The organism is Amycolatopsis sp. cg13 (assembly GCF_041346965.1).
GTDB lineage: Bacteria > Actinomycetota > Actinomycetes > Mycobacteriales > Pseudonocardiaceae > Amycolatopsis.
In genome coordinates this window covers 7,072,936-7,085,232 of the sequence record NZ_CP166848.1, presented here as the reverse complement: position 1 = coordinate 7,085,232, position 12,297 = coordinate 7,072,936, and the positions used below count along the sequence as shown (strand labels likewise).

Annotated in this window: 14 protein-coding genes and 1 pseudogene; 5 read left to right on the top strand and 10 right to left on the bottom strand. The window is 69.0% G+C overall.

Annotated features, from left to right (window positions below; genetic code table 11):
- Window positions 1-2 precede the first annotated feature (2 nt).
- From AB5I40_RS33350 to AB5I40_RS33335, 4 genes are all read right to left on the bottom strand, one after another.
- Window positions 3-539, bottom strand: coding sequence for a M15 family metallopeptidase (locus AB5I40_RS33350; protein WP_370934172.1), 537 nt, complete (start codon window positions 537-539; stop codon window positions 3-5).
- Between the two features lie 84 nt (window positions 540-623).
- Entirely contained in the window at window positions 624-1,421 is a 798-nt protein-coding gene (locus tag AB5I40_RS33345) for a family 1 encapsulin nanocompartment shell protein (protein ID WP_344279959.1), read from the bottom strand.
- Window positions 1,418-2,449, bottom strand: a complete 1,032-nt coding sequence (locus tag AB5I40_RS33340; RefSeq protein ID WP_370934171.1) for a Dyp-type peroxidase — start codon at window positions 2,447-2,449, stop codon at window positions 1,418-1,420. The genes AB5I40_RS33345 and AB5I40_RS33340 overlap by 4 nt, the downstream gene beginning before the upstream one ends.
- A gap of 93 nt (window positions 2,450-2,542) precedes the next feature.
- Window positions 2,543-3,157: a TetR/AcrR family transcriptional regulator gene (locus AB5I40_RS33335; RefSeq protein WP_370934170.1), complete on the bottom strand. Its 615-nt coding sequence runs from the start codon at window positions 3,155-3,157 to the stop codon at window positions 2,543-2,545.
- A 123-nt stretch (window positions 3,158-3,280) separates the two neighbouring features.
- On the opposite strand from AB5I40_RS33335, the gene AB5I40_RS33330 reads away from it, so the two are divergent.
- The 3 genes from AB5I40_RS33330 to AB5I40_RS33320 are packed head-to-tail and all read left to right on the top strand — an operon-like array spanning window position 3,281 to window position 6,801.
- On the top strand, window positions 3,281-4,084 hold the full coding sequence (locus AB5I40_RS33330) for an SDR family NAD(P)-dependent oxidoreductase (RefSeq protein ID WP_370934169.1): 804 nt from the start codon (window positions 3,281-3,283) through the stop codon (window positions 4,082-4,084).
- Between the two features lie 40 nt (window positions 4,085-4,124).
- A complete protein-coding gene (locus AB5I40_RS33325; RefSeq protein WP_370934168.1) occupies window positions 4,125-5,246 on the top strand; it encodes a DUF5938 domain-containing protein in 1,122 nt (373 codons plus the stop codon).
- A 16-nt stretch (window positions 5,247-5,262) separates the two neighbouring features.
- Window positions 5,263-6,801, top strand: coding sequence for a long-chain fatty acid--CoA ligase (locus AB5I40_RS33320; protein ID WP_370934167.1), 1,539 nt, complete (start codon window positions 5,263-5,265; stop codon window positions 6,799-6,801).
- Here AB5I40_RS33320 and AB5I40_RS33315 read toward each other — a convergent pair.
- The 4 genes from AB5I40_RS33315 to AB5I40_RS33300 are packed head-to-tail and all read right to left on the bottom strand — an operon-like array spanning window position 6,798 to window position 9,075.
- The gene (locus AB5I40_RS33315; RefSeq protein WP_370934166.1) at window positions 6,798-7,535 is read right to left on the bottom strand and encodes an SDR family oxidoreductase; all 738 of its coding nucleotides are present in this window, start codon (window positions 7,533-7,535) and stop codon (window positions 6,798-6,800) included. The genes AB5I40_RS33320 and AB5I40_RS33315 overlap by 4 nt on opposite strands.
- A 9-nt stretch (window positions 7,536-7,544) precedes the next feature.
- Window positions 7,545-7,910 carry a DUF1707 domain-containing protein gene (locus tag AB5I40_RS33310; protein WP_370934165.1) on the bottom strand — a complete coding sequence of 122 codons (366 nt, stop codon included), beginning with the start codon at window positions 7,908-7,910 and terminating at the stop codon, window positions 7,545-7,547.
- Window positions 7,907-8,476, bottom strand: coding sequence for a phosphatase PAP2 family protein (locus tag AB5I40_RS33305; protein ID WP_370934164.1), 570 nt, complete (start codon window positions 8,474-8,476; stop codon window positions 7,907-7,909). The genes AB5I40_RS33310 and AB5I40_RS33305 overlap by 4 nt, the downstream gene beginning before the upstream one ends.
- Window positions 8,473-9,075 (bottom strand): DedA family protein, encoded by a 603-nt coding sequence (locus AB5I40_RS33300; RefSeq protein ID WP_370934163.1) that lies wholly within the window; start codon window positions 9,073-9,075, stop codon window positions 8,473-8,475. Before AB5I40_RS33300 ends, AB5I40_RS33305 begins: the two co-directional genes overlap by 4 nt.
- Window positions 9,076-9,165: 90 nt before the next feature.
- Here AB5I40_RS33300 and AB5I40_RS33295 point away from each other — a divergent pair, with 90 nt between their 5' ends.
- Together AB5I40_RS33295 and AB5I40_RS33290 are read left to right on the top strand one after the other, a co-directional pair.
- Window positions 9,166-9,543, top strand: coding sequence for a BlaI/MecI/CopY family transcriptional regulator (locus AB5I40_RS33295; RefSeq protein WP_116203718.1), 378 nt, complete (start codon window positions 9,166-9,168; stop codon window positions 9,541-9,543).
- A gap of 1 nt (window position 9,544) precedes the next feature.
- Complete coding sequence (locus AB5I40_RS33290; protein WP_370934162.1) at window positions 9,545-10,543, top strand: M56 family metallopeptidase; 999 nt, start codon at window positions 9,545-9,547, stop codon at window positions 10,541-10,543.
- A 156-nt stretch (window positions 10,544-10,699) separates the two neighbouring features.
- Here AB5I40_RS33290 and AB5I40_RS33285 read toward each other — a convergent pair.
- Both AB5I40_RS33285 and AB5I40_RS33280 read right to left on the bottom strand, forming a co-directional pair.
- A pseudogene (locus AB5I40_RS33285) lies at window positions 10,700-11,143 on the bottom strand (polysaccharide deacetylase family protein); the annotation flags it as partial.
- Window positions 11,140-12,150, bottom strand: coding sequence for a glycosyltransferase (locus tag AB5I40_RS33280; RefSeq protein WP_370934161.1), 1,011 nt, complete (start codon window positions 12,148-12,150; stop codon window positions 11,140-11,142). The pseudogene AB5I40_RS33285 and the gene AB5I40_RS33280, both read right to left, overlap by 4 nt.
- Window positions 12,151-12,297 lie beyond the last annotated feature (147 nt).

Genomic DNA, 12,297 nt, shown 5'->3' with positions numbered 1-12,297 from the left:
CGCTAACCGGCGGCGTCCGTACGGGTGGGCGGGCACTTGCCGCCGGGAGTGGTGAGCAGTTCGAAGTGCCACATCTCGTTCGAGTACACCTGGCACAGTCCGTATTTCGCACCGTGCTGGATGAGCCAGTCGTCGGCGCGGGTGGGGGCGACGTCGACGGCCTTGCCGGACACGTGTGTCGATTGTTCCGGCGTGTTCACGTACTTCCGCGCTTTTTCCAGGCTGCCGTACTTTTCGATGCCCGCGTCGAGCAGCTTCTGCTGGTACTCCTTGGTTCGCCAGCCGGACGCGATGTGAATGTCCACTTTGCGCTGACGTGCGTCGGTTGCCGCGTCCTGCAACGCTTTCCGCAACGCCGGGTCGAGATTCCCGACGGCCGGGTAGTTCGTGTCGAACGGCGTGAGCGTGACACCTTCGGGAGCACCGCCCTGAGCCGGGTCGTGGTCGGGGTCGCCGTCGAGCACCGGGAGACCGGAGCATCCGGCGACGACTACCGCGGGCAGTACGAGCAGCACATTCTTGATCTTGTTCCGCAGCACGCCGCAACTATCGCGAGCGGGTATCCCCGGACGGTTCGGCGAATGTCCGCGCTGCGTAACAAGACCGCATGATCAGGTAACGGCTCAGGCGGTCAGCCCGATCCCCGCTTCGGCGGTGTTCACGAGGAAGGTCAGCGTCTCGTAGAAGTACAGCTCCACAGTGGACGCGTCGTGGCTGGAGTACCCAATGGACAGATCCTGTCCGAAGTGGAGTTCGTAGTCGCCGCCGCGCGTGGACAGGACGCAGGCACCGCTGATGGCGGGCGTGCGGATGAGGTCTCCGTCCACGATCTGCTTCAGGTGTTCCAGCACCGGATAACCGTGGTTGGCCGCCTCGTACGCGGCGGTGAACTCGTCGTCGCTGAGCAGGACGGTGTACGGACCGGCGACGCCCGCGTCGCGCAGTTCGGCGATCGCGTCGCCGATGGCCTTCGGGTAGCCCGGGGCTTCCGGCGGCAGCGCGATCGGCGAGAGCGACGACGCCGGCCGGATGCCGGTGATGCCTGCCTCGGCGAAACCGTCGAGCACGATCCGGTCCTCGGCATACGCGATCTGCTGCGCGGCGTCCTTCACCGGCTGCCAGTCGGCGTCTTTCGCGCCCCACTCGACCGAATCGACTTCCTCGCGCGACACCGTGAACGGCACCCGCAGCTCCACGATCCGTTGCGCGGTGCGCAGGCTCGTCGCGACGCCGTCGAACTTGTCGCCGACGCGTTCGCGGCGTCCGGTGCCGATCGCGGCGAGCGCAGGGTCTCCGGTGACGACGACGTCGACCACCCGGCGGGCGGCGGCGAACTCGGCGAAGGTGCGCTTCGCCTCTTCCTCCAGGTCCGCCCACGCGGCGGCGGAGATCGGGGCGAGTTCGCGGTGCAGGTTGTTCATGACCGAATGCTCCTTCGCAGGCTTCCGATGTTCAGCGACGTCCCGGCGGGCGTCGCGGCAGCCGGCGGTTCCGGCTCGGGCGGGGCGTCCGGCGGATCTTCCAGGAAGTCCGCTGTGGGCACGTAGAACAACGCGCCGGTGAGGGGCGTGGAGAAGTCGAGAATCCGGTCGTAGTTGCCGGGCGGCGATCCGACGAACATGTTCTCCAGCATTTTCTCGATCACCGCGGGAGATTTGGTGTAGCCGATGAAGTACGTGCCGAACTCGTCGTGCCCGGGACGGCCGAACGGCATGTTGTCGCGCAGGATGTCGAGCTCGTTGCCCTCGTCGTCGGTGATCACGTTGAGCGCGATGTGCGCATCGGCGGGCTTTTCCTCGTCCGACAGCTCCACATCGGACAGTTTGCGCCGCCCGATCACCAGCTCCTGCTGCTCGGTGCTGAGCGCGTTCCAGGCCTGCATGTCGTGCAGGTACTTCTGCACGACCACGTAACTGCCCCGGTCGAACGGTTCGTCGTCGTCCACCAGCACTGCCTGATTGACGCCGTTGCCGGTCGGATTCTCGGTGCCGTCGACGAAACCGAGCACGTCGCGCGCGTCGAAATACCGGAAGCCCTGCACCTCGTCGAGCACCTTCACCGAGCCGCGCAGCCGGTCCATGATCAGCGATTCCAGCTCGAAGCAGAGGTCGAGCCGTTCGGCGCGGAGGTGGAACAGCAGGTCAGCCTCGGCGGTGAGGACGCTCGTGTGCTTCTCGCCGGAAAAGACCGGCAGCTCGTGCAGTTCCGCGGGTCGCGGGCCGCCGTAGATCCGGTCCCAGGCCGCGGACGAAATCCCGGCGACGCAGGTGAGCCCGGCACTGGCATCGCGGAAGCCGACCGCGCGCTGCAGCCCGGCCAGGTCGGCGAGGAGGTCTTTCGCGGTCTGCTCGGCGCCGGGGTCGACGCTGACCATCAGGAAGATCGCCGCCCTCGTCAACGGCGCGGAAACGGCCTGCGGCTCAGGCGGTTCAAGGTCCCCCGCTTGCACTCGCGCACCCCTTCTCACCCGGTGACCGTCCGAGCGCATCCTAACCACGGACGGGCGCGCGCACCGGAGATCACCACTCGGGCGGGGTAACCGTCAGACGAAATGCGTGAGCAGAGCCGCGACGTCGGCTTCCAACCGGTCCGCCGCCTCGTCCTGACCGGCGAGTTGTTGCAGGAGCGCCCGCTGGAACAGGCCGTCGAAGGCGGCGTACGCGACCTCCGGCGACACCCGAGCGGGCCGTTCGGTGAACTCGGCGTAGCGCCGCACGACGCGCCACACCATGTCCTGGCGCTGTTCGTCGATGTCGAGCACGTCGCCGCGGAACGACTCCTCGAACAGGCTCTGGTTGCGCAGGTCGTACCAGAGGCGGTGCATCGCCGCGTCGGTCCGCAGCGTGCCGGCCATGGCTGCGCCGAACCCGTGTTTCAGCTCGTCAGCCGAGCCCGCCGCGGCCACGACGTCGTCGTAGCGGGTCACGCAGACCTCTTCGAACTTGCGGACCGCGTAGGTGAGCAGCTCGACCTTGTCGGCGAAGTAGTAGTGCAGGACGCCGTGCGAGAAGTCGGATTTCTGGGCGATTTCGCGCAGGCTCGTGCGGGCATAGCCCAGCTCGGCCAGCGCCTGCAGCGCGGACTCGGCCAGCTGCTCGCGGCGCTGGGCGAACTTGTCCACGGCGCGGCGGGAGATGCGCTCCTTCGCCTGTGTCACACCCGGCAGTCTAGCGCGACGGCGTTTCTTGACGAGTGTCCAAGAAAATCTTGACGACTGTCCAAAATTAGCTACGGTGTGACCTACACCGCACCGGCGGCACGTCTCAAGGAGGAGATGTCGATGGGTTCCTACGACCTGACCGGGCGCACCGCGCTGGTCACAGGCGGCGCGCAGGGCCTCGGCCAGGGCATGGCCGAGGCGCTCGCGAAGGCAGGCGCGGCGGTGGTCATCGGCGACGTCCAGGAGGACCTCGGCCGCCAGACCGCCGACGCGATCAAGCAGAGCGGGGCCAGCAGCGGCTTCGTCCGGCTGGACGTGACCGACGACGACAACTGGGCGCAGGCGGTCGAGGCGGTGGTCGGCGAGCACGGCGGGCTCGACATCGTCGTGAACAACGCGGGCGTGGAGATCACCGGTCTCGTCGCCGACCTCAACCCGGCCGACGTGCGGAAGATGCTCGAGGTCAACGTGCTCGGCACCTCGCTCGGCGTGAAGCACGCGTTCCGCGCTATGCGCCCGGGCGGCGCGGCCGGACACGGCGGCGCGGTCGTGAACATCGCCTCGGTGGCCGCGACCATCGCGTTTCCCGGCATCGCCGGTTACTCGGCGACGAAATCGGCGGTCGACCGGCTCACCCGGGTCGCTGCGATGGAGTCCGGGAAGCTCGGCTACGGGGTGCGGGTGAACTGCGTGTACCCCGGCCTGGTCCCGACGCAGATGGGCAACCAGCTCGCGATGGACGTGGTCGACGTCGGGCTGTTTCCGAGCGTCGAGGAGGCGATCGGCGCGGTCGTCGCGCAGACCCCGGCCGGCCGGCTCGGCGAGGTCGCCGACATGGCCGACGCGGTGGTGTTCCTCGCCTCGGACGCCGCCCGCTTCATCACCGGCGCCGGCCTCCCGGTCGACGGCGGCATGGGCATGTGAACCCCTTCCAGCGCTCCGGCACTCCAAGAAAGGAAAACCAGTGACCAAGCCCGTCGTCGTTTACGGCGCGTCCGGCTACACCGGCCGCCTGATCTGCGAATACCTCCGCGAGTACAACGTGCCCTTCACCGCGGCCGGCCGGGACAAGGCCCGGGTCCAGGCGGCGCTCGACCACATCCCCGGCCTCGACACCGTGGACCACGAGGTCGTCGAGGTATCCCACGAAACCGGCCCGCTCACCGAGCTTTTCCGCGACGCGTCGGTGGTGTGCAACACCGTCGGCCCGTTCAGCGAGTACGGCCACGAGGTCGTCCAGGCCTGTCTCGAATCCGGAACGCACTACCTCGACACCACCGGCGAGCAGGACTGGCTGATCGCCGCCGAAGAGCGTTACGGCGCGGACATGGCCGCCAAGGGCCTGCTGCTCTCCCCCGGCATCGCGCAGATGTACACCACCGGCGAGATCGCGGCGAACCTCTGCCTGGAGACGCCCGGACTGGACACTTTGGACATTCTGGTGTTCTGGAAGGGTTACCCCACAGTCGCTTCCACGCAGACCATCCTCGTGAACGCCGCGCTGTCCGCCGCGTATTACCTGGAGCAAAACGAATACGCGCCCTGGCCGGCCGACGGCGGGCTCCAGGATGTTGCCGTGCCGGGACATCACGAGATCGGGCTCGCGCTGCCGTGGGGCGGGACGTCGCATCCGGTGTGGTTCAAGAACGATCCGCGCGTAGCCAACGTGAAAGCCGTCGGCGGCGTGTTCGACCGGGCGCTGATGCAGGGCGTGCCGCAGATCGTCGCGGCCGTGCTGGAGCAGGTGAAAGACCTGCCGCTGGAAGAAAAACTCAAGGTGCTGCACGAGCAGGCGGCCGCGGTCCGGGACGAAATGCCGCCGAGGGAAAACCAGCGGATCAACACGTCGCTGGACTCGGTGCATGCGTCCGGCCCGCTCGGCCGTGCGCACTGCGTGATCCACGGGACCTGCAATTACAAGCAGACCGGGCTGATGCAGGCGTACGCGGCGTATTCGCTGCTGCAGCAACCGCCGCGGCGGGCCGGGTTCGCGTCGGCGTGCCAGGCGTTCGGGCACCGCGAACTGCTCGGCGTGCTGCGGTCGTTCGGGCTGGTCTCGAATCCGGTTCTGACGGTGCAGTCCTGAGTCTGGGAGACGAGCGGTGCGACTGACCGATTACCTCGACAAGGGCGCCTCGCTGGGCCCGTCCGCCCCGTGTTTGACCACGGACGGCGGATCGCTCAGCTACGGCGAGGTCCAGCAGCTGTCCTGGCGGGTCGCCCGGGCGCTCGCGCGTTCCGGCGTGCGGCCGGGCGACAAGGTGGCGATCCTCTCCGCGAACGACCCGGTGTCGTTCGGGTGCGTCTTCGGCATCAGCCGGGCAGGGGCGGTCTGGTGCCCGGTCAACCCGCGCAACGAGGCCGCGGAGAACCGGGAACTGCTGGACCTGTTCGACTGCACGTGCCTGCTCGTGCAGGAGTCGTTCGCACCGCTCGTCTCCCGCATCGCCGATCAGCTGCCAAAGCTGACCACGGTGGTGTGCCTCGACGGCTCGTTCCCCGGCGCGATCCCGCTGGCCGAATGGCTCGACGGGCTTCCGGACACGCCGTGGCAGTCCGAGCCGCCGGACGACACGGCCATGCTCGTCGGCACCGGCGGCACCACCGGACGGCCGAAAGGCGTGGTGCTGACCGGGCACAACGTCGAAACCATGTCGGCGCTGACGTTGATGAGCTACCCGTTCCAGCCGCGTCCGCGCTACCTCGCGCTGGCCCCGCTCACGCACGCCGCCGGGGTGCTGTGCTTCCCGGTGCTGGCGCTCGGCGGCGAGATCGTGGTGATGCCGTCGCCGGACCTCGGCCGGTTCCTCGAGCTGATCGAACGGCACCGGATTACCCACACTTTTCTGCCGCCCACGTTGATTTATCTGCTGCTGGACCATCCCACACTGTCCACAACGGACTTCAGCTCACTGGAATGCCTGTGGTACGGGGCCGCGCCGATGTCCGCTGCCCGGTTGGAGGAGGCGATCACCCGGATCGGCCCGGTGCTCGGACAGCTGTTCGGGCAAAGCGAGGCCCCGATGATGATCTCCACGCTGGCCCCCGCCGAGCACTTCCATCCGGACGGTTCTCTGGCGCGCGAACGTTTCACCTCAGCGGGCCGTCCGACGCCGCTGACGCAGGTGGCGATCATGGCCGAGGACGGAACCCTGCTGCCGTGCGGCGAACGGGGCGAGATCGTCGTGCGCGGGCCACTCGTGATGCCTGGCTACTACCGGAATCCGGAGGCGACCGCCGACGTCAGCAAGCACGGCTGGCACCACACCGGCGACATCGGCTACCTCGACGAGGAGAACTTCCTGTACGTCGTGGACCGGGCGAAGGACATGATCATCACCGGCGGATTCAACGTCTACTCGGCCGAGGTGGAGCAGGCGCTGATGACGCATCCGGCCGTGCAGGACTGCGCAGTGGTCGGGCTGCCGCACGAAAAGTGGGGCGAGCAGGTGACCGCGGTCGTCCAGCTGCACCAAGGACGGACCGCCGCCGCGGACGAGCTGCGGGCCACCGTGAAGGAACTGCTCGGCAGCGTGAAGACCCCGAAGGAAGTCCTGCTCTGGCCGGACCTGCCGCGATCAAAGGTCGGGAAGGTGCTGAAGACCGACGTCCGGACGCAGCTGCTGGCCGAGCGCGGTTAGAACTGGCCGCCGCCAGCGTGCACCGTCTGGCCAGTGACCCAGCGAGCCTGGTCCGACGCCAGAAAACCCACGATGTCCGCGATGTCGCCAGGCTCGGCGATCCGTCCAAGAGGAGTCTGCTTAGCGCTGTACTCGACCACGCCCGGCGGGCCATCAGCGAGGAGCGCTTCGGTGCGGACCGCGCCCGGAAGCACGCTGTTCACCGTCACGCCGCGCGGGCCGAGTTCCTTCGCCAGCACCCGCACGAACTGGTCTCCGGCGGCCTTCGCGGCACCGTAGATCCCGGTGCCGGGCCGGGCCGTCGGGACCACTCCGCTCGACACCACGACGATCCGGCCGCCGTCGCGCACGCGCCGGGCCGCTTCGCGCAGGGCGACGAAGGTCGGCCGCAGATTAGTAGAGAAGATCAGGTCGTAGATCTCGTCGGAGGCCTCCGCGAGCGGCACGAACCGGGCGATCCCGACGTTGGCGACGACCACGTCGAGACCGCCGAATTCCTCTTCCGTGCGGTCGAAAAGGCCGCGCAGCTCAGCGTCGTCGGTTACGTCCGCACGCAGCGCGGTCGCCTGCCCGCCGTCCGCGCGGATCTTCGCGACGACGGCGGCGGCCGCCTCCTGGCCGGCGCGGTAGTTGACCGCGACGGAAAACCCGTCCGCACCCAGCCGTTCCGCGATCGCTCTGCCGATTCCGCGCGAACTTCCGGTGACTAAGGCGACGCCCGATTCCCTCTGCACCCCGCCAGTCTAGTGGTGCTCGAAGTGATGCCCTTCGCCGGCGAAACCGTGCGCGGCAAGGAAAACCATCATCGCCACCGCGATCATCAGCAACACCCCGACGGCCAGCTTCCGTCGCGCCGGCGCACTGCCGAACTCCGTGACCAGCTGATGTCCGGCCAGCAGGAGCAACGGCTGCCAGCTCGCCCGTGCCGCGGGCTTCGGCAAATCCGCGACCACCGCGTCCAGTTCGTGCCGGTACTGCGCCGAATAGACGGTGGTGACTCGTTCTTCCACCTCGGCGAGGCTCAGCCGCCCCTCGCCCGCCGCGTCGTTCAGGACTTTCGTCGTTTGCTCGCGTTCGGCGTCGGAGCAGCGGACAGGTCGTTCGGTCATGCTTTCCTCCCGGATACGGCCGGAATCAGCCGAACCGCCACCTTGGCGAGCGGTTCGCGGACCACGAGCCCGAGCAGCGCGACCCCGGCACCGACCACGAACCCCGCGAGCACGTCGTGCGGGTAATGCGCCCCGACGTACACCCGCGAAATCCCCATCAGCACCGCGAAAACGAGCGCCCAGACTCCCCATTTGCGGTTGACCAGCAACACCGCCACCGCGAACGCCGCGACGATGACCGTGTGGTTGCTGGGAAACGCGTAGTCGGTCGGCGGATCGCACGGCAGCAGCGTGTGCACGCCGGCTACCACGCGACACGGCCGGACCTCGGCGAACACCGACTTCAGCACCGTGTCCACGGCGAGCGCCACCGCGATCGCGATCGGCACCCACGCCGCGGCCGCCAGCGCCGCCGCTCCCCTGGTACGCGCCCGCCAGAGCAGCGCGAGGATCACCGGCACGATCAGGAAAACTCCGTATTCGCTGAACGTCGTCGCGATTCCGGCCAGCCACTGCTGGGACCACGCGAAATCCGTGACGTCGCGATATAGCCCGGCATCGATCATCGCGCCGCGCTCCGGCGTGCGCGGACGAGTTCGATCAGCAGCGGGCTCAGCGAAAGCAGCACCACCACGGCGATGATCGGCAGCAGGTACGTGTCGATGTTCGGCACCGACGCGCCCAGCGCGTACCCGGCGAGCGTCACCCCGACTGTCCACAGCAGACCGCCGAGCACCTGCCACATCGCGAACTTCGCGGCGGGCATCCCGGCGATGCCGACGAGCGGGTTCAGCACGGTCCGGACCACCGGGATGAACCGGGCCAGCACCACTGCCTTGCCGAGCCCGTACCGGGTGAGCAGCGCCGATCCGCGCGCGACGCCCTCATGCAGGTGCTTGCTGCGCACCCGGACGAGCAGTGCGCCGCCGCCGCGTCGGCCGAGAATGTAGCCAGCCTGCGCGCCGAGCAGTGCTCCGGCCGCCGCCGCGACGATGACCGCCGCGAGCGGCAGGTGCAGCTTCGACGAGGCCGCCAGCACCCCCGCGGTGAACAACAGCGAATCGCCCGGCAGGAAGAACCCCACGAGCAGTCCGGTCTCGGCGAACATCACCGCGAAGACGCCGAGCGGGCCGAACGCGGCCAGCAGCCACTTCGGGTCGAGCATGCCCACCTCCAACTACTACACAACTGTCGAAATTCTACATGAACGTAGTAGTGAGCCGAGCAGCTTCGACAAACAGGTAGAATTTGGGCCATGCGGAACGGACGGGGCGAGAGCGCCCGGCGGGCTCCCGGGGAGCTGGAGGCCGAGGTGCTCGCGGTGCTGTGGGAATCCGACGAGCCGATGTCGGCCGCCGGCGTGCAGGAGCGGATCGGCGGCGGGCTGGCCTACACCACCGTCGTCACGATCCTGTCCCGGCTGTTCGAGAAGGGCGTGGCGACCCGCGAGAAGCAGGGCCGCTCGTTCACCTACCGCGCCGCCGACGACGAACCCGGGCTCGCCGCCCGCCGGATGAGCAAGGTGCTCGACGCCGAAGCCGACCGCTCCAGCGTGCTGGCGAAATTCGTGTCGAATCTGTCCGCTTCGGACGAGCGCGTGCTGCGCGATCTTCTGCGCCAGAACGGCGGCTGACGTGAACCTCGACCTGCTCGCTCCGCTGCTGCTGCCGCTGGCTTCCTGGCCGGTGGCGCGCTGGGTCGCTCCCCGGCTGTCGCCGCGGCTGGGCAGCTGGCTACTCGCCGGGTCCGCGCTGGTGCTGGCCGTCGGAAGTACAGCGACGCTCGCGGTCCTCGCTGCGGCGGGTCTGGCGCAGCTGCCGTTCGTCGGTGAGCTGGGCGATTTCTCCGCCGTCGCGTTCCATGGGGCCGACGCGGTGAACCTGCCGCTGGCGATCGTCAGCGGGATCGCGCTCGTGGCCGCCGGAGTCGCGTTGACCCGCACGGCGATTCAGTACGTGCGCTGGCACCGGAGGGTGCACGCCGAACTGAACGCGCACACTCGCGAGGCTGGCTTCGTGCTGCTGCCGGGCGAGGAACCGGTCGCGTTCGCGGTGGCCGGGGGCGGCGGCCGGATCGCGGTGTCCAGCGGGATGCTCTCGGCGCTGGAACCGCGGGAACGCCGCGCGCTGCTCGCCCACGAATGCGCGCATTTGCGGCTGCGGCACCATGTTTTCGCGGCGATCGTCACGGTCGCCACCACGGTCAATCCGGTGCTGCGGCCGCTCGGTTCGGCCGCTCGGTTCGCGCTGGAACGCTGGGCAGACGAAGCCGCCGCGGACCGTGTTGGGGACCGGAAACTGGTGGCCACGGCGGTCGCGAAGGCCGCGCTGGCCAGTCGTTCTCAGCCTTCACTCGCGCTTGCTGCGACCGGTGGACCGGTGCCGCAGCGCGTGCGTGCGCTGCTGTCCGCCCCGTCGTCAGGCTCGCGGCGAAATCCACTCGCGGCGGTCGCCGTGGCGGTCGTACTCGGCGCTTGCGCCTGGTCGACGGCTTGCACGCTCGACGCGGCCACCGATCTGCACACCGGCCTCGAGACCGCTCAGCAGGCCGCTTGCGTGGTCGCGCAAGGGACCCACGGCGAGCCCACGCTCCCGGCATTCCGACACCAGCACCGGGATTGCGCCGAGCGCTGACCGCCAGGCTCCCGGCGCGGCGGCGACATCGGAGTCGTGCAACAGGATCGTGCCGCCGCCGGTCAGCCTTCGGCACACCGTGCGCACGACCGAGCGCGGTGTGGCGCGACTGGTCCAGTCGAATCCCCAGGTACTCCACAAAACGGGCTGAAGGCCGAGAATTCGCGCCGAGACCAAGGAGCTCGCGCTGAACACTCCGTACGGCGCGCGCAGCCACTGCGGCCGGGTGCCGGTGACGAGTTCGATCAGGTCGACGGTGTGGGTCAGCTCGTCGTGCAGGGCTTTCGGGGAGCGGCGCAGGAAGCAGCGGTGATCCCAGCCGTGCACTGCGATCTCGTGTCCTGCTGCGGCGATCTCCCGGCCGAGTTCCGGTGCAGCGGCCAACTCTCGGCCCAGCACGAAGAAGGTCGCGCGGACTTCCAGCTTCTCGAGGGTTCGGAGGAACTGCGGCGTGGACTCCGGATTCGGGCCGTCGTCGAAAGTCAGCGCTACGTGGCTTGGGTCGCCGCGTCCGGCCAGGCGGGGCGGGCGCAGCTGCGGGACGAACAATGCCGCCGGTGCCGCGTGCGCGAGGGCCGCCGCGGCGAGTCCGCGGATCATCCGGCCGCCTTGGCCGGGCGTCGCAGCAACCACTCCAGCGCTTCGGTCAGTTCGCTCGGCGAGTGGACCCACGGCACGATCCCGTCGTCGTGGAGCACCGCGGCGTTGGCGCGGCCGTGGCCGGGCAGGCAGCGGTAAGTCAGCACCGGCAGGCCGGTCGCGAGCGCTTCCGACGTGGTCAGCCCGCCCGCGTTCTGCACCACGACGTCGCACGCGCGCATCAGCTCGGGCATCTTGTCGACCCAGCCGAATACGTGCCGGTGTCCGGTTTTCCGCAGCTTTTCGGCCAGCGCTTCGTTGCGGCCGCAGACCACTACCGGCTCGACGAGTCCGGTTGCGAGAAGGTCGTCGGCGGTCTGTCCGATTTGGCCGACGCCCCAGGATCCGGCGACCACCAACGCGAGCGGACCGTCGTGCGGAAGGCCGAAGGCGAGCCGGAGCCGCAGCCGTTCGGTCATCCCCGCCGACGGCCGGAACGCGGGCGCGACCAGCGGACGCGAGACGAGCGTGCGACCGGCTCCGAGCGCTTTGGCTTGGCGGGCGGCGGTTTCGTTGGGAGCGACGGTGAGCGTCGCGTCCGGGCTGACGCACAGCCGGTGTACCGACGGGTCGGTGAGGTAGACGACCAGGGGCGCGGTCAGTTCGTTCGAGCGCCGCAGCCGGGCGACCGCGTGCGTGGCGAGCGGATAGGTCGAGACGACGACGTCGGTGCTGTCGCCGAGCAGTTCCCGGAGCCTCGGGGCGGCGAGCCCGGCGAACCGGCGGGCGGCTCCGGCCAGCGCGGGCGTGCCGAGTGCGCCGAGCAGCCAGTCCCAGCTGCGCGGGACCGTGTTGAGCTGCTGGTGATAGGCGCCGCAGAGCAGTTCGCCGAGTCTTCCCGGGAGCAGGTCCAGGAAATCGGCGCGGACGACGTGCGCGCCGCGATCGGCGAACCACCGGTCCAGCTCTCTGGCGGCACCGTCGTGACCTGCCCCGATCCGGGCGGACACGATCACCACGCGGGCCATCCGGCACCCCTTTCGACTTCTACACGGCTGTAGTAAAACTACATCCCTGTAGAATGAGAGTCGAGGCCGGACCCCCGGTGGAGGTACACCCTCGGTCCGACATTCCGGGCGCCGTCTCCGCAATTTGGGGTAAGCGGTAACCCGTCC